Origin of the sequence: Terrabacter sp. Ter38 (assembly GCF_024519435.1) — a bacterium.
In the GTDB taxonomy this organism is placed as follows: Bacteria; Actinomycetota; Actinomycetes; order Actinomycetales; family Dermatophilaceae; genus Terrabacter.
Genome location: NZ_JALJRZ010000005.1, coordinates 151,230 through 172,476, shown reverse-complemented (window position 1 = coordinate 172,476; position 21,247 = coordinate 151,230). Strand labels below are relative to the sequence as shown.

Sequence of the window (21,247 nt, the reverse complement as noted above, 5' to 3'; positions counted from 1 at the left end):
TCGCGGCGCTCCGACACGTGCAGGGTCATCCGCTGTTGCGGCGTGCTGCTCGGTCCCCGAGCGTCGTCAGCCGGTCGACGACGGCCGAGCCCAGCCGACGTCGAGCCTCGGCACCGTCGACGGTGCGGGCGCCCCCGCGGGCCGGCGCGCGCGGCAGGAGACGACCCATCAGACCCATCACGCGGGTCGTCGTCCCCGGCGCGAGACCTCGCACCCGGATCCCCACCCAGGCCAACGGCGTCAGCACGACCATCGGGCTCCCGGCCACCACCGCGTCGACGATGCGCCGGGCGGCGCGGTCGGCATCGATCGAGAGCAGCGGGAGCGAGGCCGCGGGGGCGAACCACGCGTACTCGGCCGCAGGGTCTCCGCCGAACCGCGCGTGCAGGTGGCCCCCGGTCCGCATCAGGCCGGGCACGATCGTCGTGGCCGTGACGCCGCTACCGCTGAGCGCCGCGGCCAGGCCGTCCGAGAAGCCGACCGCAGCGAACTTCGCCGTTGCGTAGGGCAGCAGGTGCGGCGGCGAGACCATGCCACCGACCGAGGTGACCGTCCCGATGCGGCCGTGACCGCGCCGACGCATGTGCGGCAGGACCGTCATGGCGGCATGGATCGGTCCCCAGGCCATCGTGTCCATCGCGTCCTCGAACTCGTGCAGGGCCAACGACTCGACAGGTGCGGTCTGGATGACCCCCGCCACCGTGACGAGCACCTCGATGGGTCCGACCGAGTGCTCCACCCGGCCGACCAGCTCTCCCACGTCGTGCCGGTCGCGCACGTCACAGGGCTCCGCCGTGACCGGCCCGTACTCGGCCAGGGCCGCGGCGGCAGCCTCGACCTCCGCCTCGTCGCGCGCCGCCACGACGACCCGGTGACCCCGCGTCAGCAGCTCCCTCGCGACGAGAAAACCCAACCCGCGCGAGGCGCCCAGCACGAGGGCGACAGGCTGGTCGTGCACGATGTCGTCGGTCGGGCCCATGCTCGCCTCCTGGCGTGGTTGCGCCGCTCGCTGCTCACCCCCGGTTTCCGCGGGCCCGCCGTGGGTAGGTCCGCTCCATGAGGGCTCTGACCTGGCACGGCATCGAGGACGTTCGTGTGACCGACGTACCCGACCCTGTCATGGCTCACACAACCGACGCCGTCGTGCGGGTCACCTCGACCGCCATCTGCGGGTCAGACCTCCACCTCTACCGAGTTCTCGCGCCGTACCTGGAGCCCGGCGACGTGCTCGGGCACGAGTTCATGGGAATCGTCGAGGAGGTCGGTCCGGGGGTCGCCACCCTCGCCGTCGGCGACCGCGTGGTCGTCCCGTTCAACATCTCCTGCGGTCGCTGCTGGATGTGCCAGCGTGGCCTGTTCGCCCAGTGCGAGACGACGCAGAACACCGACTCCGGCAAGGGCGCCAGCCTCTTCGGCTACACGAGCCTCTACGGCTCGGTGCCGGGCGGTCAGGCGGAGAGGGTCCTCGTGCCGCACGCCGACTTCGGGCCCATCGTCATCCCCCACGAGATGCCCGACGAGCGCTTCCTCTACCTCTCCGACATCCTGCCTACGGCGTGGCAGGCCGTGGAGTACGCCGACGTCAACGGCAGCGACACCCTGGCCGTGCTGGGGCTGGGTCCGGTGGGCCAGCTCGCCGTCAGATCGGCGCTGCACCGCGGCGTCGGACGGGTCATCGGCGTCGACCTCGTGCCCGACCGCATCGAGAAGGCCCGAGCCAGCGGCGCCGAGGTCATCGATGCGTCCGACCTCGATGTGGCGCAGGCCCTCAAGGACCTGACCGACGGTCGTGGGCCGGATGCGGTCATCGATGCAGTCGGCATGGAGGCCCACGGGAACCCGTTCTCGGAGAAGGTCATCGCCGGCGCCAGCCGCTTGCCCAAGCCCCTCGCCCGAGGTGCCATCGAGACCTTCGGCATCGACCGGCTCGCGGCCTTGCACACTGCGGTCGCAGCCGTGCGGCGGGGCGGCACCCTGTCCATCAGCGGCGTCTACGGGGGCATGGCCGACCCGATGCCGATGATGGACCTCTTCGACAAGGGCCTGACGATCCGGATGGGCCAGTGCCACGTGCGCCGCTGGAGCGACGAGCTGCTCGACATCGTCCGGGCCGACGAGGACGTCCTGGGACTCGAGAGCCTGGCGACGCACCACGGCAGCCTCTCGGATGCGCCGGACTTCTACCGCATCTTCCAGGAGAAGCGAGACGAGTGCCTCAAGGTCGTCCTGCACCCCTGAGCGAAGGTGCACACCGTGCCGGCCACCGCGCAACAGAACACCTGACAAGGAGACCCATCCATGAGTGTGACGAGCTTCCAGGACCTTCCCCTCGCGGACCGCGATCGGGAGTGGGACGGTGACGCAGCCGAGAAGCGGGTACGGGCGTGGGCCGGGGCCGAGGACGAGCCGAACGAGAAGTACCGCGACGCGCACGTCTGGTACGACGCGGAGAGCAAGGGGAACTTCACGGCCTACAAGCTCCTCGTCGCCGACGTCGTCGACGGCCGCCTCAAGGCCGTACCGCGCGCCGTCATGGCGGCTGCCGCGGTCATGCAGGGCTCACGCGGCGGGGTCGACGTGCCGGGCAAGGACCGCGACCGGGTCCGCAGCCACCTGGCGAAGTACTACGCGAAGATGGGCGAGGACCCTCCGTGGGAACGAGACGACTGACCCCTGCCGCTGACGCAGCGTCTCAGAAGACCGCTCCGCCACCCGTCACCCCGAGCACGGTGCCCGACACGTAGCTGGCCTCCGCCGGGGACGCCAGAAAGACGTATGCCGGTGCGACCTCTCCGGGCTGGCCGGCCCGTCCCAGCGGCGTGTCCGCTCCGAACGTCTCGATCTTCCGGCTGTCTCGCGTCGCCGGCTGCAACGGCGTCCAGATCGGTCCCGGGGCCACGGCATTCACGCGAATCCCCTTGGGCCCGAGTGACGCCGCGAGGTTGACGGTGAGGTTGTTGAGTGCAGCCTTGGTAGCCGCGTAGTCGAGCAGCGCGGGCGACGGGTCGTAGGCCTGGATGGACGTCGTGTTGATGATCGACGAGCCAGGTCGAAGATGCGGCAGTGCCGCCTGGCAGAGCCAGATCACCGCGTAGAGGTTGGTGCGCAGGACCCGCTCGACGTGCTCCGGCTGGAGCCCCTCCAGCCCCTCGGGACCGCGGTCCCAGTGGTAGCCGGCGTTGTTGACGAGGATGTCGAGGCCCCCCAGGCCACGGACCGCGTCGGCGACCGCCTGCATGCAGGCCTGACGCTCGACGAGGTCGCCCGGCACGAGCACGCCGGTGCGACCGGCCTTCTCGATCCAGCGCAGGGTGTCCTCTGCGTCGGACTGCTCGGCAGGCAGGTAGCTGATCGCGACGTCGGCACCTTCACGGGCGTACGCGATCGCGATGGCCCGCCCGATGCCGGAGTCCCCACCGGTGATGAGTGCCCGTCTCCCCTCGAGCCGGCCGTGACCGACGTAGGTCTGCTCGCCGTGGTCCGGCTCCGGATGCATCTGGCTCGTCAGTCCGGGCGGGTCCTGCTGCTGGGCGGGGAAGCCGCCCTTGTCGTCGTGGCGCACCATGCCCTGGGCACGGTCGGCGATCTCGGACACGGTCGATCCTTCCAGTCGAAGCGGGTGCGCCCTACGCGTACCCGGGCCGGGCCGTCTCACGCGGCTCAGTCATCCGACGTCGTGACGTCATGGGGCCTGCCGACCGGCTTCGACTCGGGTGAACCACGCTCGCGAAGACAGATCGCGAGGACGGCCATCGAGCCGATCGCCAGCATCTCGGACTGCCAGTTCTGCACGGTCCGTGACCAGAAGTGCGGGCCCGCGAGATCGTCGCCGAGCCCGACCGGGTCGAGAAGGTCCCGCATCCGCTGCTCGTTCTCGGCGTGGTGCCCGGTCACCGCCTGGGCCGGCCAGCACAGACGAAGATGACGCCCATGACCACGACGAGCGAGTGCGAGTAGACCGTGCGGCGCCAGCCTCCCCGCTGCGCCCACCTGGGCGAGTGGGGGCGCGCGAGGCGTCGGAGGAGCTGTTCCTCGTCGGAGCCACGACCCTCGTCGCCCGGCTTCTTCGACTCCGACGAGCCCCGCTGCACCAGCCAGACCGTCAGCAGGATGTACAACGTGAACTGAAGGTACTCGGACTGCCAGTTCTCGAGGAGGTCCACGGCGAAGGACGACGACGACAGGTAGCGGAGCATCGAGATCTGCTGCAGCCCATCGGTTCTCGCTGACCCAGACTGTTGCCAAATCTGCCTCCGCGTGGCACTGTCGAATCATCTGAGCGGTCCAACTACAGCGCCGACTCCGTCACCGCACCCCGGAGATGAGTCATGTCGCAGGCCCCTCAGCATCCCCGACTTTCCTTCGCCGAGCGTGACGCCGAGACGTCCGAGCTCTTCCGTCGCCTCGCCGCCGCCCGCACCCCGGAGGACTCCGAGCCGATCGTCGAGGAGATCGTCCACCTCTACCTCGATCTCTGCTCCTCCATGGCGGGGCGGTACGACGGTCGAGGCGTCGAGCACGACGACCTCGTCCAGGTCGCCCGGCTGGCACTCGTCAAGGCCGTCCGCCGCTACGAGCCGGGGCACGCCCCGTCGTTCGCCGCCTATGCCGTCCCCACGATCTCCGGGGAGCTCAAGCGATGGTTCCGCGACCGCGGCTGGGTCGTGCGTCCGCCGCGACGCCTCCAGGAGCTGCGCGCCAACCTGCAGTCGGTTCGGGGCCGTCTCGAGCAGGAGCTCGGTGCCACCCCCACGGACGCAGAGCTGGCCCAGGCCGTCGGGGCGTCCGTCGAGGAGGTGCGGGAGGTGGCCACGGCAGCCACCGGCTTCCGTCCGCTCTCGCTCGACTGCAGCCCTTCGGACGAGGATCGGCCGGGCCTCTCGGCCTTCCTTGCCGCGGACGACGACGACCTCGTCGGCGCCGACGACCGCGTGTGCCTCGCCGAGGCCCTGACCGAGCTCGACGACGACGAGCGCGAGCTGCTGCTCATGCGCTATGTCGAGGGGATGACCCAGCGCGAGATCGGCGAGGTGCGTGGCGTCAGCCAGATGCAGGTCTCGCGGACTCTCCGACGCATCACGGTCCGGCTCCACGAGCAGCTCACCGAGCACGACGTGGACCCGACCGGGCAGCCGGACGTGGGCGAGGAGATGAGCACCGCCTCGTGAACGCGTGTCGTTCGCCTCAGTCGGCGGCACGCTCCCTGCGTCGCGAACGCTCGCCCGGGATCGGCGGCAGCGAACCGGTGTCAGCCACCTGGAGGGCCACGTCGTGCAGCTTGCGGTTGGAGTTCTGGCTCGCCATCCGCAGCAGGCCGAACGCCTGGTCCCGGGTGACCCGGTGCCTGGCCATGAGCACCCCCATGGCGACACCGATCTCACGGTTCGACAGCAGGGCCGTCTGGAGGTGCTCGACCCGCTCCTGGTTGGCCGCCAGCGCCACCGCCAGCGCTCCGTGCGTGGCCAGCATGAGCCCGATGAGCTCGGACCGCTCGTCGAACGCCGCGAGCTCGTCGGAGTACATGTTGAGGCCGTCGACGCGGTCGCCGATCCCGTGGCCCAAGCGGTAGGACAGCATGCTGCTCATGCCGAGCTCCCTCGAGACGCGTTCGCCGTACTCGGGCCACCGTTCGTCATGTCGGAGGTCGCGGGGGCGGTAGAGGGTGTCGTCGACGATGGCGTCGATGCACGGTCCGGACCCGACGGCGTACTGGATGGCATCGGCACGTCGGGCGATCTCGTCCGTCGCCGCGACCGTGTGGAAGCGGTCGTGCTCGTAGCTCGTGATGCTCGCCCACTTCGCCCCGGGCACGCGCTCGACCGCCGCTCGTGCGAGCGCGTCGAGGGTGTCGTCGGCACCCGACGACCCGAGTTCCGCCCCGAGCTTCGCGAAAGCCTCGGCGACGTCGCGGAGCGCGTCGTCACCGGGTGCCAGCTCGTCCACGCCCATGGCTCACCCTTCCTTCTCCCCCGACCGTAGACCTCGACACACGGTGTGGCGAGGGTTCCACGAGGCGGCCCGCTCTGGTTGCACGCGTGCACCTACGGGGGTGCAATGGACACAGCGTGCCATGCGTCCCGGGGCGTCTGCTGCGCAGGTCTGCCGGCCAAAAAGGGAGCCGGCAGACCGCAGGGGCCGAAGGCGAACGTCGTCGACGTCCTCTCGACCCGGCGTGCTGTCTCCTGGGCCGCGCACGGGCGACGATCGGCGGGTCACCCGGTCGGGTAGGTCATCATGAGGCCCACCCCGAGGAGCAACCCCGTGTCGTCATGTCGATCAACCTGATCTATCTCATCGCCGGTCTGGCGATGTTCCTCGCGGCTGTCCTGCCGGCGGCTCTCGAACGGTATGCCGTGTCGGCCGCGATGGTGCTCCTCGTCCTCGGCATGGGCATCGGCCTGCTGCCGTTGCCCGAGGGCATGCGCCTGGACCCGGTCGTCATCCGGCCTCAGGTGGAGCGCGTCACCGAGTTCACGATCCTCGTCGCGCTCATGGGCGTCGGTCTCGCGATCGACCGCTCGTTCGACTGGCGCAGCCGGTCCGCCTGGGCCTCGTGGTCACCGACGTGGCGGCTGCTCGCCGTCGCGATGCCACTGACGATCGCGTCGGTGGCCCTGCTCGGGTGGGGTCTCGGTGTCGCGCCCGCCGCGGCGCTGCTGCTCGGCGCGGCGCTCGCACCGACCGACCCGGTGCTCGCCAGCGACGTCCAGGTGGAGGGTCCGCGGGTCGACGGCTCGGGCCCAGCGGGCGAGACCGGTGACGACGGCGCCGAGGACGGAGAAGCCCTGGGTGAGCCGGTCGACGAGCGGGACGACGTCCGCTTCGCGCTGACGTCCGAGGCCGGACTCAACGACGGGCTGGCGTTCCCCTTCGTCACGGCCGCGGTGCTCCTCGCGTCGGCCGGAAGCTTCTCGTCGTGGGGCCTGCACTGGCTGGCCTGGGACCTCGTCGGCAAGGTCGTCGTCGGCGTGCTCGTCGGCGTGGCCGTCGGGTGGGGCCTGGCCCGGGTCGCCTTCCGGTCGTCGCGCCGGTCGCTGCGACTCGCCGAGCAGGGTGAGCCACTTCTCGTCCTCGCCGCGCTCGTCATGACCTACGGCCTGAGCCAGCTCGTCGGGGGCTACGGCTTCCTCTCGGTGTTCGCGTGCGGCATGACGTTGCGGGCGGCCGAGCGCAACCACCGCTACCACCGCTCGATGCACGAGGTCGTCCAGCGGCTCGAGCGCCTGCTGACCCTCATCATCCTGCTCATGCTCGGCATGGCGATGACCAAGGGGGTGCTCGACGAGCTCGACTGGCGCGGCGTCGTCATCGCCGTCGCCCTCGTCTTCGTCGTCCGCCCGCTGTCCGGATGGGCGAGTCTGCGGCTGCGGGCCCGCCCGGCCGACCTCCCGGGCGGGCTCGGTCGCCGCGAGACGCTCGCCACGGCATTCTTCGGGGTGCGCGGCATCGGCTCGCTCTACTACCTCGCCTTCGCCGCCGGCGAGCACGCCTTCGCCGACGAGCGGTGGTTGTGGTCGACGGTCGCCTTCACCATCCTGCTGTCGGTCATGGTCCACGGCACGCTCGCCACTCCGGTCATGGGCTACCTCGAGCGCCGGCGGGAGCGCGCCGCCGCGAGGGCGGTCTGACGGCATGCGCGCGCCGGCCGGGCGGGCGAAACCACCTCATACCGCACACGATCCACCGGATCGGTGTGACCGGGCCGCTACCCGGGTATGGACCTGCGTGGAGGCTCCAGCCCAGCGGCCCCCTGAACCCGCGCCGGCGCCCCCTCCTTCGGTGCGTCGGGCGGTGTGCACCCGAGAGGCATACCGGTTTGAGCCCCGTCATCGCGTCCGTCCCCGCAGGCCACGTCTACGTCCGTCACCTCGCTCCCCCTGACGGCGACACGACGGTGACGCGGCTGCCCGACCCCCGTCCCCGTGCCGACGTCCCCGATGCCCAGTGGTGGCCGCCGCGGATGCTCGAGCCCGGCTGGGTCGACGCCCACGCCACCGACTTCGACGTGATGCACGTGCACTTCGGCTTCGACGCCGTGTCACCCGACGACCTCGCCCGGGTCGCCTCCAGCCTGCGCCGCCACGGCAAGCCCCTCGTGCTGACCGTGCACGACCTGCGCAACCCGCACCACCACGAGCGCCAGCTGCACGACGCGCAGCTCGGGGTCCTCGTCGAGGCGGCGGACGCCCTCATCACGCTCACCTCCGGTGCCGCGGCGGAGATCGCCGAGCGGTGGGGACGCGAGGCGCTCGTCGTGCCCCACCCGCACGTCGTCGAGGAGCCGCGTCTGTCCCGACCCCGGGTGCCGCATCGCGGCTACGTCATCGGGGTCCACGTCAAGAGCCTGCGCGCGGGCATGGACCCCCTGCCCGTCATCGAGAGCATCGTCGCCACGCTGCCCGAGATGCCCGGTGCCCGGTTGCGCGTCGACGCGCACACCGACGTCATGACGCCGGGCGGTCCTCGGCACGCGACCGACCTCGAGCCCCGGCTCCGGGAGCTCGCAGCGACCGACGGCGTCGACCTGCACGTGCACGACTACTTCAGCGACGACGACCTGTGGGACTACCTCCAGTCCCTCGACGTGTCGGTGCTGCCCTACCGCTTCGGCACGCACTCGGGCTGGCTCGAGGCGTGCCACGACCTCGGCACGACGGTCGTCGCCCCCGACTGCGGCCACTACGCCGACCAGCGTCCGTGCCTCCTCTACCGCGCGCCGGGGTCCCCCGCGGGCGGGGCCCCGACGCTCCGGGACACCCTCCTGAGCGCGTACCGCGAGCGGCCGTCGTGGCGGGCCGGGTCGGAGGAGCGCAGGCGCGAGCGCCACGACGTCTCGCGCGCCCACGAGCAGGTGTATGCCGCCGTGCTGGCTGCGGCGGCGAAGGGGGGTGTCGCATGCGCGTCGTGATCCTCGCTGCCGCGAGGCACCCCATCGCGGAGCCGTTCGCCGGGGGCCTGGAGTCGCTGACGTGGCACCTCGTGCGAGGGCTGAGACGACAGGGTGTCGACGTGTCCTTCTTCGCCGGCCCGGGCAGCGACCCGGCGTTGGGGGCCACCGCGCTCGACGTGGAGCCCCTGCGCCTGAGCCACGCTGCCCGGAGCGACACCTCGATGGTGCCGGAGGCGTGGCTGCGCGAGCACCACGCCTACCTGCAGGTCATGCTCGCGCTCCAGCGACGTCCCGATGTCGCGGTCGTGCACAACAACAGCCTCCACCACCTGCCGGTCGCGATGGCCGACTCGTTGCCGTCGCCCGTGCTCACGACCCTGCACACTCCGCCGACCCCGTGGCTCGAGCCCGCGATCGAGATCGGCACCCGGTCACGGAACCCTCTGCGGCACAGCTATTTCGTCGCCGTGAGCGAGCACACCGCGCGGTCGTGGGCGCACGTCACCCCGGCGCACGTCGTGCACAACGGAGTCGACGTCGACCGATGGGTCGAAGGACCCGGCGGCGACGACCTCGTCTGGGTGGGACGGCTCGTGCCGGAGAAGGCACCGCACCGGGCCATCGCCATGGCCCGGGCGGCAGGCCGACGGCTCCGCCTCGCGGGCCCGGTCGGCGATGCGGACTACTTCACCCGGCACGTCGCGGGCGAGCTCGGGGACGACGTCGAGTACGTCGGCCACCTCGACACCGACGGCCTCGTCGCCCTCGTCGGGGCGAGCGCGGCCACGCTCGTGACGCCGGAGTGGGACGAGCCGTACGGCCTCGTCGCGGCGGAGTCCCTTGCGTGCGGCACGCCGGTCGTGGCCCTCGATCGCGGCGGCCTGGGCGAGTTCGTCGTGCCCGGCGTCGGGCTGCTGCTCCCCCGCGACTGCGACGACGCGGCCGCTGTCGACGCCGTGGCCGCGGCCGTCGACCTCGACCGGGCCGCGTGCCGGGCCCATGCCGTCGCGGCCTGCTCGGTGGACCGCATGGTCGAGAGCTACCTCGGGATCTACGAGTCCCTCACTGCGATGTCCGGTGCCGCGTGATCGGCTGGTACGTCCACCACCAGGGGCTCGGCCACCTGACCCGCCTGCAGGCCGTCGCCGAGCACCTCAGGTCCCCGGTCACCGGTCTCAGCTCCCTTCCGCCCCCCGACGGTTGGACGTCGGAGTGGCTGCAGCTCGACCGCGACGACCGCATGCCCGCCTGCGAGGTCGCCCGCGCCGACCCCCGGGCGGGCGACGTGCTGCACTGGGTCCCCCTGCACGACGTCGGGTTGGCCCGCCGTGCCGCCGCCCTGACCGAGTGGGTCACGCGGATGCGGCCCTCGCTCGTCGTCGTCGACGTGTCGGTGGAGGTCGCGACGCTCGTCCGGCTGTGCGGGGTACCGGTGGTCGTGCTGGCGATGCCCGGGGAACGCACTGACCGCGCCCACGTCCTCGCCTACGACCTGGCCGAGGCACTGCTCGCCCCGTGGCCCGAGGCGGCCCACGCGACCGCCTGGCCCGCGTCGTGGCGGGACAAGCTGTGGGCGGTCGGGGGCATCTCGCGTTTCGACGACCGGGTCCCGGCCCGTCGACGCACGTCCCTCGGCTCGCCCGCGGGCGGCATCGAGGCGTGGGTGGACAGCCCCACCGCTGCCGGGCCGGAGCCTGACGAGACGTCGCCGCGACGCGTCCTCGTCCTCTGGGGCGGCGGCGGACGGTCGACGTCCGCCGTCGAGGTGGCCGCCGCCCGGGCCGCGACACCGGGTTGGGAGTGGGTCGAGCGCGGCCCTGGCTCGCCGTCGCCAGACCTGTGGGCCGACCTCGAGTCTGCCGACGTCGTCGTCACGCACGGCGGCCAGAACGCCGTCGCCGAGGTCGCCGCGGCGCGCCGTCCCGCCGTCGTCGTGGCCCAGCCGCGACCCTTCGACGAGCAGGTGGCGACGGCCGCCGCCGTCGACCGGCTCGGGGTCGCGGTCGGCGTCCCCGCGTGGCCGCTCGCCTCGGCGTGGCCCGGCCTGCTCGAGCAGGCCCTCGACCGCGGCGGGGAGGGCTGGCGCCAGTGGTCCACCGGCCACGGGGCGCCCTACGCAGCGGCCAGGCTGGACGAGCTCGCCGACCGCCACCACCGCCGTGGCGGCGACATGCGTACGGCGTCGTGACCACCGCCCACGCAGCAGAAGCTGGGACGTCCGCGCGCAGGGCGCCGAGCGTGGCCGTGGTGACGATCGTGCACGGGCGCCACACGCACCTCGCGCGCCAGCTGTGGGGCCTGCGTCGCCAGAGCCGCCTGCCGGACCTGCACGTGGTCGTCGCCATGGACGACCCGGAGGTCGAGCCGCTCGCCCGGTCGCAGGCGGGGCCGTGGGACGTGCGGGTCGCGAGCCTGCCGCGACGCGAGGGCAGGCTACCCCTGGCCGCGGCGCGCAATCTCGGGGTCGCCGTCGCCGCCCGCGCTCGCGCCGAGCAGGTCGTGCTCCTCGACGTCGACTGCATCCCGTCGCCGCGACTCGTCGAGCGGTATGCGGCCGTGCTGGCCGACGAGCACCGGCGCCGTCTCGGGCCGGGCGGGGCACCGCTCGTCCTCTCCGGAGAGGTGGCCTACCTGCCACCGGCCCCGGCGGGACGCGACTACCGGGACCTCGACCTCGCCGCCCTCGCCGCCCCGCACCCCGCACGGCCGGTGTTGGCCCCGGACGAGGTGCGTCCCGCCGAGGACCTGCGGCTCTTCTGGTCGCTGTCCTTCGCGCTGACCGTGCGCTCGTGGGAGGCCGTCGGAGGCTTCGACGAGGGATACGTCGGCTACGGCGGCGAGGACACCGACTTCGGCCAGCGCCTCGGCGGCTCCGGTGGGCGCCTGCTCTGGGTCGGCGGCGCCGCAGCACACCATCAGCATCACCCGACGAGCTCGCCGCCCGTCCAGCACGTGCACGACATCGTCGCCAATGCCAACCGCTTCGCCCGCCGGTGGGGCTGGTGGCCGATGGAGGGATGGCTCGACGCGTTCGCCACGCGGGGGCTCGCCCGGCGCGATCCCGACGGCACGTGGAGGGTCACCGGAGACGCGCCCGGCTGAACGTCAGCGGGCGAGGACCACGGTGCTGAGGGCGTGCTCGACGACGGCGCGGCTCGTCGAGCCCAGCGACATGCCGGCGAAGCCACCGCTGCCGGTCGCCCCGAGGACGACGAGGTCCGCGACCGCGGACAGGCTGATCAGCTGCTCGGCGGCATGCCCCGACAGCACCCGCTGCTCGACGACGACGTCCGGGAAGTCCCCGGCCACCTCGTCCACGACCTCCGCGAGGAAGGCCCGGGTGGCCTCCTCGGGGTCGGCCGTGAACCACCACGGCGACGCACCGACACGCTCGGGCGGCGCCAGCGGGTAGAGGTGCCACACCGCGACCGCGACGACCGTCGACCCCGTGGCGCGGGCGTCGGCACAGGCCCAGCGCAGCGCGGCGCGGCTCTGCTTCGAGCCGTCGACACCCACGACGATCCTGCCGTTCTGCCGAGCCGCGCCAGCCCCCCGCGCCCCAGCGGCTCGGGTCGCCACACGGTCCGCCCCGGAGCGCGCCGGACCCGGGTCACGCCGTCTCGTCTCATCCATGGTGCCCACCTCTGTGTCCAGCCTCTGCCGCGACCCGGCCCGCCGACAGATGCATCGGTCCTGTCCGATCCGGGACCTTGGTCCCGGCACCTGGCGACCTTCGGCCGTGTCATCGCCCACCCACTGCGGCGCACCCTCGAAGAAGCGCCTCGCCAGGCGCCGCCGACCAGGGAGAGCACCATGTGCACCGTCCTCATCACGTACTCCACCCCCCGACCCCCGCCGGAGGCGGCGCCACAGTCGTATGCCACGGGGGTGCTCCAGGCCGGGGTGGCCACCGGCGCGAGCGCCACGGCCCCCTCGTCGCCCTCGTTCGCGGCGACGACCGCGGGGATCGACGAGGCGATCGCCGCGGCGATCGCCGACGAGCTCTCGCACGCCGGCCACCGCGTCACGTGCCGCCCGTGCGTCGCGATCACGTCGACGGAGGGCTTCGACCTCGTCGTCGCCGTCGACCACCTGCACGTCAGCCACTGGAGCGGCCGGCCGTTGAGCGGCCGGCCGTTGGTCCCGGCCCGGCCCGCCGAGCCGCCGCACGCCGGCACCGAGGCGGGACCGGAGGACGGTCGGTCCACCATCCCCATGACGTGGTGCGCCGACTGGCGTGCCGTCGACGCGTGGGCGCGCAGCATCGGCGACCACCTCGGGCACTTCCTCGAGGTGCGCACCGAGCTGGCCCGGGTGCGGGCCGAGCTCGACCGGTGCCGAGCGATGCTCCGCGCCGTGACGCCCGAGCCGCGCCCGGTCAGCGCCGTCGAGCTCGGACGGCCTGTGGGACGTGACCCCGGCCGCGCCCACCACCCCCAACGCCTGGCCTCGGCCGGGCCGACGCCGAGGTCCTGACATGACGACGACCGGCCGGCCCGCCGGCAAGAGCGGCGACCACACCGACCACGGCGACCACGGGCAGCGGTCGAGCCGACGCATCAACTACGCCGACCTGACCCCGTCCGAGTGCCAGGCCCTGCTCGAGTCCCGCGACGTCGGGCGCATCGGGTGGAACGCCGGCCACGGCCCGCAGATCTTCCCCGTCAGCTATGCCTGCGCGGCCGACCTCATCGTCTTCCGGACCTCACCCTTCGGCGTGCTCTCGGAACTCGTGCGGCCGACCCAGGTGGTCTTCGAGGTCGACGACCTCGACGACATGGCACACACGGGGTGGAGCGTCATCGCCCGCGGTCGCGCCCAAGCCGTCGCGTCACCAGCGCTGCTCACCCACCTGTGGACCGTCGAGGGTGCCGAGCCCTGGGCTGGTGGCGTGCGCAACGTCTTCATCGGGATCAGCGTCGAGCGGATCACCGGCCGTTCCTTCGGGTCGCAGCGCGTGCCGCCCGCGGCGCGACGCAGTGCCCGCTGACCGCCCGACCCGTCCTGCGACAACGAGCCACCGGCGCAGCCGCGCGGGCCTAGCCTTGGGTGATGACGGCGACGTGCGCGACCGGTCGGGGCGGGGCGGACGCCTGTCCTGCGCGGACGACACGCTGATGGTCGAGCGTGTCCCGTCGCCCCGCCCGGCCGGTGCACCGGGATCGCGCGGCTCGGCACGCAGGGCAGCCTCGACGGCCCCGATGGGCTCGGCGGAGGACCGGCTGCGTGGCCTGCTCGCGGCCAACCGCTCCGTCGTCTCGGAGCTCGCGCTCCCTGCCGTGCTGCGGCGCATCGTCGAGGCAGCACGCACCGTCGCCGGCGCCCGCTACGCCGCGCTCGGGGTCATCGGGATCGACGGCCGGCTCGAGCAGTTCATCCACTCGGGCATGGACGCGGAGGTGGTCGAGCTGATCGGCCACCTGCCCACCGGGCGCGGCGTGCTCGGAGCGCTGATCGAGGAGCCGGAGCCGATCCGCCTGCACGCCATCTCCGACGACCCGCGGTCCGTCGGCTTCCCCGCCGGGCACCCGCCGATGCAGGGCTTCCTCGGGGTGCCGGTGCGGTCCCGCGGCGAGGTCTTCGGCAACCTCTACCTGGCCGAGCGCGTCGACGGCTCGGACTTCTCGCCCGACGACGAGGACCTCGTCGTAGCCCTCGCCGCGAGCGCCGGTGTGGCCATCGAGAACGCTCGCCTCTACGAGGAGTCGCGACGACGTCAGGAGTGGCTGCGGGCGTCGGCCGAGATCAGCCGCGACCTGCTCCGACCCGGCCTCGGCGAACAGGTCCTCGTCCGCATCGCCGATGCGGTGCTGCGCCTCGCCGACGCCGACGTCGTCACCCTCGACTTCCCCGACCGCGAGACCGACGCCGTCCTCGCCGACGCCGACGAACCGCTGGCGTATGCCGTCCGCCTCGTCGTCGGGGTCGCGCGCGGGGTGGGTGCCGACGGTCTCGTCGGGACGGCATACCGCTCCGGTCCCTCGCTGGCCGGTACCGCGATGCGCGAGCGTCGGGTGGTCCTCGCCGAGGCGTCCGGGCCCGCCGACGCGACCCTCGCCTCCGTCGCCGAGGCCGGGGCCGGCGGCCCGGCCATGGCCTGTCCGCTCGTCGGCGAGGCCGGGGTGCGCGGCGCCGTCGTCGTCGCCCGACGGGCCGGGAGCCGCCCGTTCACCCCCACCGACGTCGAGATGGCCGAGCAGCTCGCGACCCACGCCGCGCTCGCGCTCGAGCTCGCGGACGGCCGCGCCGACGAGGAGCGCATCGCGGTGCTCGAGGACCGCCACCGCATCGCGCGCGACCTGCACGACCACGTCATCCAGCGCATCTTCGCGACGGCCCTGTCGCTCGAGGCGGTCACCGCGCGGGCCACCGACGCGACGCTCCGCGGGGCCCTGGACCGGGCGGTCGAGGACCTCGACGAGACGATCCGACGGATCCGGGCCTCGATCTTCGAGCTGCAGGAACCCCCGTCGTCGCTCGACGCCCGCGCCGTGCTGCTCGAGGTGGTGGCCGCCGCGACGGCAGGTCTCGGCCTCGAGCCGACCCTGAGCCTCGAGGGGCCGGTCGCGACGGTCATCGACCCCGTGCTGCTCCACGACGTCACAGCCGTCCTCCGCGAGGGACTGACCAACGTCGTCAAGCACGCGCGGTGCTCGGCCGTCTCCGTCCGCGTCGCCGCCACGTCGGAGGACGTCACGGTCGAGGTGACCGACGACGGCCCGGCAACCCGGGCCGCGGGGCCCGACGGAACGCGCCGACAGGGCTCGGGGACCCCGGGTGTCCGCGACCCCGCCGACGCCACTGGGCGGACCACGCACCCGCTCGAGCGACGGCACCGCGGCGTAGCCAACCTCACGACTCGCGCCCGCGACCGCGGCGGGGACTGCACGCTGACGACCCACGAGAGGGAGACGGTGCTGAGATGGACCGCCCTGCTGACCCCGTGACGACGCCGGTCACGGTGTTCCTCCTCGACGACCACGAGATCGTCCGTCGAGGGCTCGTCGACCTGCTCGAGTCGCACGACGGCTTCCGGGTCGTCGGTGAGGCCGGCACCGCCGCCGAGGCCCTGCGACGCATCCCGACGCTCGCTCCCCAGGTGGCGCTGCTCGACGCGCGGCTGCCCGACGGGAGCGGCATCGACGTGTGCCGCGACGTCCAGGTGAGCAGCCCCGGCACGCGCTGTCTCATCCTCACCTCCTACGACGACGACGACGCCCTCTTCGCGGCGGTCATGGCCGGGGCCTCGGGCTACCTGCTCAAGCAGATCCGGGGCACGTCCCTCACCGAGGCGGTCGCACACGTCGCCGCCGGCCACTCCCTCATCGACCCGGCCCTCGTCGAGCGCCTGCTCGAGCGGATCCGCCGCCCCTTGGGCGCCGACACCGCGGACGGCGGCCGTGGCCACGCGTCGGGACGGGCGGGCTCGGCGCAAGCCGGCTCGCGCACGGGGACCCTGACCGACCGGGAGCAGGAGATCCTCACCCTCATCGCCGAGGGACTGACCAACCGCCAGATCGGCGAACGGCTGCACCTCGCCGAGAAGACCGTGAAGAACTACGTGTCCGGCCTGCTCGCCAAGCTCGGCTTCGAGCGCCGCACCCAGGCGGCGGTCTACGGCGCCCAGCACGGCACGGAGCCCGCGGATCACCACGGGCGGCCGTGACGGCATACGCGATCCGGAGGCTGTAACGGATGAACGCGGGCCGCGATGGTGTGGGTGAGGCGGCACCCGATCCCCCGAGCGGGTGCCGTCTCGCTGTGTGTCCGGATCCGGTCCGTCCTGCGACGTCACCGCCGCCCCTGGCTGGTTGAAGAGCGACGATGCCGCCGGGTGACGAGTACCCAGCGAGCGCCGGGTCAGTCGCTCGCCGCGTGCGCTCGCCGCGTGCGCTCGCCGCTCGCCGCGCGCCGCGCCCTCCCGGACGAACCGGACACCCCACCCGCTCGGCACCATCCGTCGGACCAGTCCCCTAGGCTTGACGGGCGCCAGATCGCGGTCGAGCAAAGGCCGCCGGCGGGGTACCAGTAGGAGTTCTCGCATGGAGCCACACGTCGTGGCGGGCACCTCGCCCCAGGACGGGGTCGAGACGGTCTTCGGGGCGTCCGACGTGGCCGACAAGCAGCTGAATCCGGTCGAGACCTACCTCCTCGAGGCGCTCGAGCGTCTCGACGCCGCCGAGTCGCGCGCCCTCCAGCTCGAGGCCGCCCTCGCCCACAGCCGTGACATCGGCGCCGCCATCGGCATCCTCATGGCGTTGCGCCGCGTGACTCGCGATCAGGCGTTCGACGAGCTGCGGAGGGCCAGCATGGCGCGCAACGTCAAGCTGCACGTGCTGGCGCTCGAGGTCGTCGAGACGGGGCTCATCGACCGGTCGTGACCGGCGGGGCCGCTGGGCCCGCCGGCCCTCTGGAGGGCCGTTCGCCGAAGTGCTTCTGCTCGGCGCCGCCGGGAGAGATGATGTCATTCGGTGACCTGCGCGTGTGGCCAGGCCGGGAGGAGCACGATGATGCCGGACGGCGCCGCGCACGGACCGCGGCCGCCGGACGCGCCGCCGCCGGCAGCGACCGGGGCGGGTGAGCCGGGTGAGCCGGGTGAGCCGGGTGAGCCGGGTGAGCCGGGTCGCAGCCAGGTGCGCCGTGAGCCTGGGTCCGGCTTGCGCCGCGCACTCGGTCTCACGGCCCTCGGCACAATCCTGCCGGGCGCCGGGCTGACCCAGACCCGTAGCCGTCGGGTCGGCTGGACCATCCTCGGCGTCACCCTCGCCGCGGTCGCCGTCGGGGCCTACGCCGTGCTGACCCGGGGCGTCACGAGTGCTGCACTGACGGTCGTCGCCCGGCCCGACCTGCTCCGCGGCGCCGTCGTCGTGATCGGGACCTGGGGCCTTGTCTGGTGCGCATCCATCGTCCTGACCGCCGTCCAGGCGCGACCGGGCACGCTCGACCGCGGCCGCACCGGCCTGCTCGCCGCCTTCACGACGCTCATGGTGCTCGTCGTGGGCGGGGGGGCCCTGACCGCCGCGGACTACGCCCTCATCACCCAGGACACCGTCGAGGTCGTCTTCTCCGCGCCACCGTCGCGACCGGGCGTGGGCGCGAAGGTCGTCGAGGGCGACGACCCGTGGGCCGAGCAGGCCCGGGTCAACGTGCTGCTGCTCGGCTCCGACGCGGGTTCCGACCGCATCGGCACCCGCACGGACTCGATGATCGTCGCGAGCATCGACACGCACTCCGGGCGCACGACGCTCATCTCGATGCCCCGCAACCTGCTCAAGGCGCCGCTCGCCCCCGGCAGCCCCCTCCTCGCCCGCTACCCGTCCGGCCGCTTCGGCTCGCCCGAGCGGTCCTGCGCCCAGAACGCGCCCGGCGTGACCGGCCAGTGCCTGCTCACCAACCTCTACAGCGAGGCGGAGGCGTATGCCGTCGACCACCCGGGCGCGTACCCGAAGGGCGTCGTGCCGGGTCGGGAGGAGATCCGCGGCACCGTGCAGCAGATCGTCGGGCTCACCATCGACCACGTCGTCGTCATCGACCTCAAGGGCTTCTCGCTGCTCATCGACGCCATGGGCGGGCTCGACATCAACGTCAAGAACGCCGGCACGGGCGGGCCGCTGCCGATCGGCGGGCACGTCACCGCCGACCAGCGCATCGTCGGCGTCAAGGCCTGGTTCACGCCCGGTCGCCAGCACCTCGACGGGTGGCACTCGCTCTGGTACGCCCGCTCGCGTGCCGCCGACAGCGACACGTTCCGCCAGGCCCGCCAGCGGTGCGTGGTCAAGGCGATTGTCGAGCAGGTGAACCCGGCCGAGATGGTGGGGCGGTATCCCCAGCTGGCCCGCATCGCGCGCGACAACATCTACACCGACATCCCGGCCCGGAGCCTGCCGGCGTTCGTCGACCTCGTCGAGCGGGTGCAGAAGGCCAGGGTCAACAGCGTGACGCTGACCCTCGACGACGGCATCAAGCCGTGGGACCCCGACTACGCGAGGATCCGGGCCCTCGTCAGGAAGGGGATCGCCGCGCCGAAGCCCGCGAGGACACCGACGCCGACGTCCACGACGCCCGGTTCAGCGAGCGGCACGGGCGCGGCGATCCGGACGCCGCGCCCCGCGACGCCGAGCCCGACGACGACGCCGTACGCGCAGTGCTGAGGACCGTCGCGGGCGCGCGCGGCTCCCGGACGTGACGCCGACCCGTCAGGCGGACCGGATCACCCTCGACGGGCGAATCGCCCTACGGTGCACCCCTCCTACCCTGACGACCATGAGGACCCAGAGGACCAGCCCGATCGTCGTCGTCGCTCTCCTGTCGCTCGGCGTCGTCCCGCTCGCCGCGTGCACCTCGCAGCCGGACCCGGTGCAGGCGCGCATCACCGACCCGGCTCGCGGCACGAGCGTCAACGCCGAGGTCGGCCGCATCCGGCTCCTCGCGACACGTATCGACGCTCCCCAGGACCGCAAGCTCCTCGGCGGGTCCAACACCGGCCTGTTCACGACCCTCGCCAACGACGGCGACGCCGCCGACCGGCTCGTGGGTGTGAGCTCGGTGTACGCGCGTCAGGTCGTCATGCGCCAGGGCACCGACGGCCCCGAGGCCCCCGTGCAGGTCGACGTCCCGGGCAACGGTGTCGTGTCCTTGCAGTACCCCGGCGGCCTGCACCTCGAGATGGTCGACCTGAAGCTCGACGTGCGGGCCGGTCGGCTCCTGCCCGTGAGCTTCCGCTTCGAGAAGGCCGGCAGCGTGACGGTCAACGTCTTCGTCGACGGGTTCGGACTGCCGACCGTCTCGCCGGTCTCGCCCGTCGCGCCGCCCACCAGCTGACCCGCCCCCGGGGCCGGGCCATCCGGTTCCGCGGTCAGTCCGTGCCGACCAGGTCGAGCACGCCCGGCGGCTCGTGCCAGATCTCGCGGGAGACCTGCTCCGGGTAGTCCGCGACCGAAGGCGCCGCGTCGAAGAGCCGCGTCGCACCGGTGTCGTGGGACGGCCAGCCCGGCTCACCACTCGTCGCGAACGCCGTCCACGCGCGCCGCATCTGTTCCGACACGGCCTCCGCTTCCGCCGTCGGCTCACCGATGAGCACAGCCGGCTGGCCCAGCGTGAGGTTGCCGAAGACGAGGGGCACGTCGAGGCCGTGACAGGCGCCGAGCACGCCCCCCATGCCCGGGGCCGGCCAGGTCAGCTCGTAGAGGTGAGCCCGCCCGCCCGCTGCCAGCTGGGCCAGCGCGAGGTGCAGCGACGGCATACGGAAGAGCCAGTCCGACCGCACGACGTCGTAGAGCTCCTCGGGGTCGGGGAAGCTGTCGCGGTAGCGCTGCGGGTCCGGGCCGAAGATCCGGGCGGCCTCGACGGCCTGGTCCGCGGTGACCTCGCCGAGCAGTCCGCCGAGTGCCGTGAGCAACCGCTGCTCGTGGCGCGTGTGACCGACCAGCACCGGCACCTGGCCGGTCAGCCCGAGCCACGGCGTGGTCGGGAGCACGTCTCCGTCGACGACCGGCGCGAAGGGCACCAGGGCGTGGGCGGCGCGGCCCCAGCGATCCGCGTGGCGCGACATCGTCGAGGCCAGGGCGTCACCGGCGGTCGGCAGGGCCCAGGGGTCGGCCGCAGGCAGCTCAGCGGCTTCCAGACCCAGCTCGGCTGCGCAGGCCCGCGTGATGTCGGCGGCCAACCGAGGGGTGAAGAAGGTACCGGGCATGCTCTGCACGACGGCCCGGTGGAAGAGGCCGGCGGCACGCGGCATGGCCAGGAGGGCAGCCACCGAACCGCCGCCTGCGGACTGCCCGAAGACCGTCACCCGGTCGGGGTCCCCACCGAACGCCCCGATGTTGTCGCGGACCCACTCGAGGGCCGCCACCTGGTCGAGCAGCCCGCGGTTCGGCGGCGTCCCCTCGACCCAGCCGAAGCCGTCCAGGCCGACCCGGTAGTTGAAGGTCACCAGGACGACCCCGCCCCGGGCGAGCGTGCTTCCGTCGTACTCCGGGAGGCCCGACCTGCCGAAGACGTAGGCGCCGCCCTGGATCCAGACCATGACCGGCAGCCGGCCGTCGAGGTCGGGCGACCACACGTTGAGCGTCAGCCAGTCGTCACCGCGGTCGGCCAGGGCGTCCATCCCGAAGGCCCCCGACTGCGGGGGCGGGGGCCCGAAGGTCACGGCCTCGCGGACGCCGTGCCAGGGCCGCACCGGCTCGGGCGCGGTGAACGGAGTCGGTGGGGCCGCGTAGGGGATGCCCTTGAGGACCACGAGGTCGCCGTCGGTGACCCCGCGGACGACGCCTCCCGTGACCTCGAGGTCGATGTCCACCGGACGATTGTCTCCACCACGACGGGCGCGACGCGAACGGTTTGCGCGGGAGCGACCGG

20 protein-coding genes and 1 pseudogene are annotated in these 21,247 nt (G+C 73.1%); 15 read left to right on the top strand and 6 right to left on the bottom strand.

The window, feature by feature from the left end:
- Positions 1 to 25: 25 nt before the first annotated feature.
- Positions 26 to 979: an SDR family oxidoreductase gene (locus tag NR112_RS12505; protein ID WP_256794657.1), complete on the bottom strand. Its 954-nt coding sequence runs from the start codon at positions 977 to 979 to the stop codon at positions 26 to 28.
- Positions 980 to 1,056: 77 nt separating this feature from the next.
- Here NR112_RS12505 and NR112_RS12500 point away from each other — a divergent pair, with 77 nt between their 5' ends.
- The gene (locus NR112_RS12500; RefSeq protein WP_256794656.1) at positions 1,057 to 2,238 is read left to right on the top strand and encodes a zinc-dependent alcohol dehydrogenase; all 1,182 of its coding nucleotides are present in this window, start codon (positions 1,057 to 1,059) and stop codon (positions 2,236 to 2,238) included.
- Between the two features lie 60 nt (positions 2,239 to 2,298).
- Positions 2,299 to 2,670, top strand: coding sequence for a hypothetical protein (locus NR112_RS12495; protein ID WP_256794655.1), 372 nt, complete (start codon positions 2,299 to 2,301; stop codon positions 2,668 to 2,670).
- Positions 2,671 to 2,692: 22 nt separating this feature from the next.
- Here the strand turns inward: NR112_RS12495 and NR112_RS12490 are convergent, their stop codons facing one another.
- Together NR112_RS12490 and NR112_RS22940 are read right to left on the bottom strand one after the other, a co-directional pair.
- Positions 2,693 to 3,565 carry an SDR family oxidoreductase gene (locus NR112_RS12490; RefSeq protein WP_256794781.1) on the bottom strand — a complete coding sequence of 291 codons (873 nt, stop codon included), beginning with the start codon at positions 3,563 to 3,565 and terminating at the stop codon, positions 2,693 to 2,695.
- A 95-nt stretch (positions 3,566 to 3,660) separates the two neighbouring features.
- Positions 3,661 to 4,196, bottom strand: a pseudogene (locus tag NR112_RS22940) (DUF6766 family protein).
- 132 nt (positions 4,197 to 4,328) lie between these two features.
- On the opposite strand from NR112_RS22940, the gene NR112_RS12475 reads away from it, so the two are divergent.
- Positions 4,329 to 5,168, top strand: coding sequence for a sigma-70 family RNA polymerase sigma factor (locus NR112_RS12475; protein ID WP_256794652.1), 840 nt, complete (start codon positions 4,329 to 4,331; stop codon positions 5,166 to 5,168).
- A gap of 16 nt (positions 5,169 to 5,184) precedes the next feature.
- Here the strand turns inward: NR112_RS12475 and NR112_RS12470 are convergent, their stop codons facing one another.
- Entirely contained in the window at positions 5,185 to 5,949 is a 765-nt protein-coding gene (locus NR112_RS12470) for an ANTAR domain-containing protein (RefSeq protein WP_256794651.1), read from the bottom strand.
- A 320-nt stretch (positions 5,950 to 6,269) separates the two neighbouring features.
- Between NR112_RS12470 and NR112_RS12465 the strand changes: the two genes are divergently transcribed.
- From NR112_RS12465 to NR112_RS12445, 5 genes are all read left to right on the top strand, one after another.
- Positions 6,270 to 7,628 (top strand): cation:proton antiporter, encoded by a 1,359-nt coding sequence (locus NR112_RS12465; protein ID WP_256794650.1) that lies wholly within the window; start codon positions 6,270 to 6,272, stop codon positions 7,626 to 7,628.
- A 188-nt stretch (positions 7,629 to 7,816) separates the two neighbouring features.
- Positions 7,817 to 8,908: a glycosyltransferase gene (locus tag NR112_RS12460; protein ID WP_256794649.1), complete on the top strand. Its 1,092-nt coding sequence runs from the start codon at positions 7,817 to 7,819 to the stop codon at positions 8,906 to 8,908.
- Positions 8,896 to 9,978: a glycosyltransferase gene (locus NR112_RS12455; protein WP_256794648.1), complete on the top strand. Its 1,083-nt coding sequence runs from the start codon at positions 8,896 to 8,898 to the stop codon at positions 9,976 to 9,978. The genes NR112_RS12460 and NR112_RS12455 overlap by 13 nt, the downstream gene beginning before the upstream one ends.
- Entirely contained in the window at positions 9,975 to 11,078 is a 1,104-nt protein-coding gene (locus tag NR112_RS12450) for a glycosyltransferase (protein WP_256794647.1), read from the top strand. Before NR112_RS12455 ends, NR112_RS12450 begins: the two co-directional genes overlap by 4 nt.
- 59 nt (positions 11,079 to 11,137) lie before the next feature.
- Positions 11,138 to 11,992 (top strand): galactosyltransferase-related protein, encoded by an 855-nt coding sequence (locus NR112_RS12445; protein WP_256794646.1) that lies wholly within the window; start codon positions 11,138 to 11,140, stop codon positions 11,990 to 11,992.
- A gap of 3 nt (positions 11,993 to 11,995) precedes the next feature.
- On the opposite strand, the gene NR112_RS12440 is transcribed toward NR112_RS12445, so the two are convergent.
- Complete coding sequence (locus tag NR112_RS12440) at positions 11,996 to 12,406, bottom strand: universal stress protein (RefSeq protein WP_256794645.1); 411 nt, start codon at positions 12,404 to 12,406, stop codon at positions 11,996 to 11,998.
- 297 nt (positions 12,407 to 12,703) lie between these two features.
- Here NR112_RS12440 and NR112_RS12435 point away from each other — a divergent pair, with 297 nt between their 5' ends.
- The 7 genes from NR112_RS12435 (at position 12,704) to NR112_RS12405 (ending at position 19,711) form a co-directional block, all read left to right on the top strand.
- Complete coding sequence (locus tag NR112_RS12435) at positions 12,704 to 13,366, top strand: hypothetical protein (RefSeq protein ID WP_256794644.1); 663 nt, start codon at positions 12,704 to 12,706, stop codon at positions 13,364 to 13,366.
- Between the two features lies 1 nt (position 13,367).
- Entirely contained in the window at positions 13,368 to 13,880 is a 513-nt protein-coding gene (locus NR112_RS12430) for a pyridoxamine 5'-phosphate oxidase family protein (RefSeq protein WP_256794643.1), read from the top strand.
- A gap of 127 nt (positions 13,881 to 14,007) precedes the next feature.
- On the top strand, positions 14,008 to 15,837 hold the full coding sequence (locus tag NR112_RS12425) for a GAF domain-containing protein (protein ID WP_256794642.1): 1,830 nt from the start codon (positions 14,008 to 14,010) through the stop codon (positions 15,835 to 15,837).
- Complete coding sequence (locus NR112_RS12420) at positions 15,813 to 16,556, top strand: response regulator transcription factor (protein ID WP_256794641.1); 744 nt, start codon at positions 15,813 to 15,815, stop codon at positions 16,554 to 16,556. The genes NR112_RS12425 and NR112_RS12420 overlap by 25 nt, the downstream gene beginning before the upstream one ends.
- Positions 16,557 to 16,932: 376 nt before the next feature.
- Positions 16,933 to 17,271 carry an ANTAR domain-containing protein gene (locus NR112_RS12415; RefSeq protein WP_256794640.1) on the top strand — a complete coding sequence of 113 codons (339 nt, stop codon included), beginning with the start codon at positions 16,933 to 16,935 and terminating at the stop codon, positions 17,269 to 17,271.
- Between the two features lie 129 nt (positions 17,272 to 17,400).
- A complete protein-coding gene (locus NR112_RS12410; protein ID WP_256794639.1) occupies positions 17,401 to 19,041 on the top strand; it encodes an LCP family protein in 1,641 nt (546 codons plus the stop codon).
- A 112-nt stretch (positions 19,042 to 19,153) separates the two neighbouring features.
- Entirely contained in the window at positions 19,154 to 19,711 is a 558-nt protein-coding gene (locus NR112_RS12405; protein ID WP_256794638.1) for a copper chaperone PCu(A)C, read from the top strand.
- A gap of 34 nt (positions 19,712 to 19,745) precedes the next feature.
- Here NR112_RS12405 and NR112_RS12400 read toward each other — a convergent pair whose 3' ends face one another.
- Positions 19,746 to 21,188, bottom strand: coding sequence for a carboxylesterase/lipase family protein (locus NR112_RS12400; RefSeq protein WP_256794637.1), 1,443 nt, complete (start codon positions 21,186 to 21,188; stop codon positions 19,746 to 19,748).
- Between the last annotated feature and the right edge of the window lie 59 nt (positions 21,189 to 21,247).

Excerpts from the sequence above, each read along its gene's own strand:
- NR112_RS12425 (WP_256794642.1), top strand. The coding sequence starts at position 14,008 with ATGGTCGAGCGTGTCCCGTCGCCCCGCCCGGCCGGTGCACCGGGATCG.
- NR112_RS12420 (WP_256794641.1), top strand. The coding sequence starts at position 15,813 with ATGGACCGCCCTGCTGACCCCGTGACGACGCCGGTCACGGTGTTCCTC.
- NR112_RS12415 (WP_256794640.1), top strand. The coding sequence starts at position 16,933 with ATGGAGCCACACGTCGTGGCGGGCACCTCGCCCCAGGACGGGGTCGAG.
- NR112_RS12430 (WP_256794643.1), top strand. The coding sequence starts at position 13,368 with ATGACGACGACCGGCCGGCCCGCCGGCAAGAGCGGCGACCACACCGAC.
- NR112_RS12405 (WP_256794638.1), top strand. The coding sequence starts at position 19,154 with ATGAGGACCCAGAGGACCAGCCCGATCGTCGTCGTCGCTCTCCTGTCG.
- NR112_RS12495 (WP_256794655.1), top strand. The coding sequence starts at position 2,299 with ATGAGTGTGACGAGCTTCCAGGACCTTCCCCTCGCGGACCGCGATCGG.
- NR112_RS12465 (WP_256794650.1), top strand. The coding sequence starts at position 6,270 with ATGTCGATCAACCTGATCTATCTCATCGCCGGTCTGGCGATGTTCCTC.
- NR112_RS12475 (WP_256794652.1), top strand. The coding sequence starts at position 4,329 with ATGTCGCAGGCCCCTCAGCATCCCCGACTTTCCTTCGCCGAGCGTGAC.
- NR112_RS12470 (WP_256794651.1), bottom strand. The coding sequence starts at position 5,949 with ATGGGCGTGGACGAGCTGGCACCCGGTGACGACGCGCTCCGCGACGTC.
- NR112_RS12455 (WP_256794648.1), top strand. The coding sequence starts at position 8,896 with ATGCGCGTCGTGATCCTCGCTGCCGCGAGGCACCCCATCGCGGAGCCG.
- NR112_RS12490 (WP_256794781.1), bottom strand. The coding sequence starts at position 3,565 with ATGGTGCGCCACGACGACAAGGGCGGCTTCCCCGCCCAGCAGCAGGAC.
- NR112_RS12500 (WP_256794656.1), top strand. The coding sequence starts at position 1,057 with ATGAGGGCTCTGACCTGGCACGGCATCGAGGACGTTCGTGTGACCGAC.
- NR112_RS12505 (WP_256794657.1), bottom strand. The coding sequence starts at position 979 with ATGGGCCCGACCGACGACATCGTGCACGACCAGCCTGTCGCCCTCGTG.
- NR112_RS12410 (WP_256794639.1), top strand. The coding sequence starts at position 17,401 with ATGCCGGACGGCGCCGCGCACGGACCGCGGCCGCCGGACGCGCCGCCG.
- NR112_RS12435 (WP_256794644.1), top strand. The coding sequence starts at position 12,704 with ATGTGCACCGTCCTCATCACGTACTCCACCCCCCGACCCCCGCCGGAG.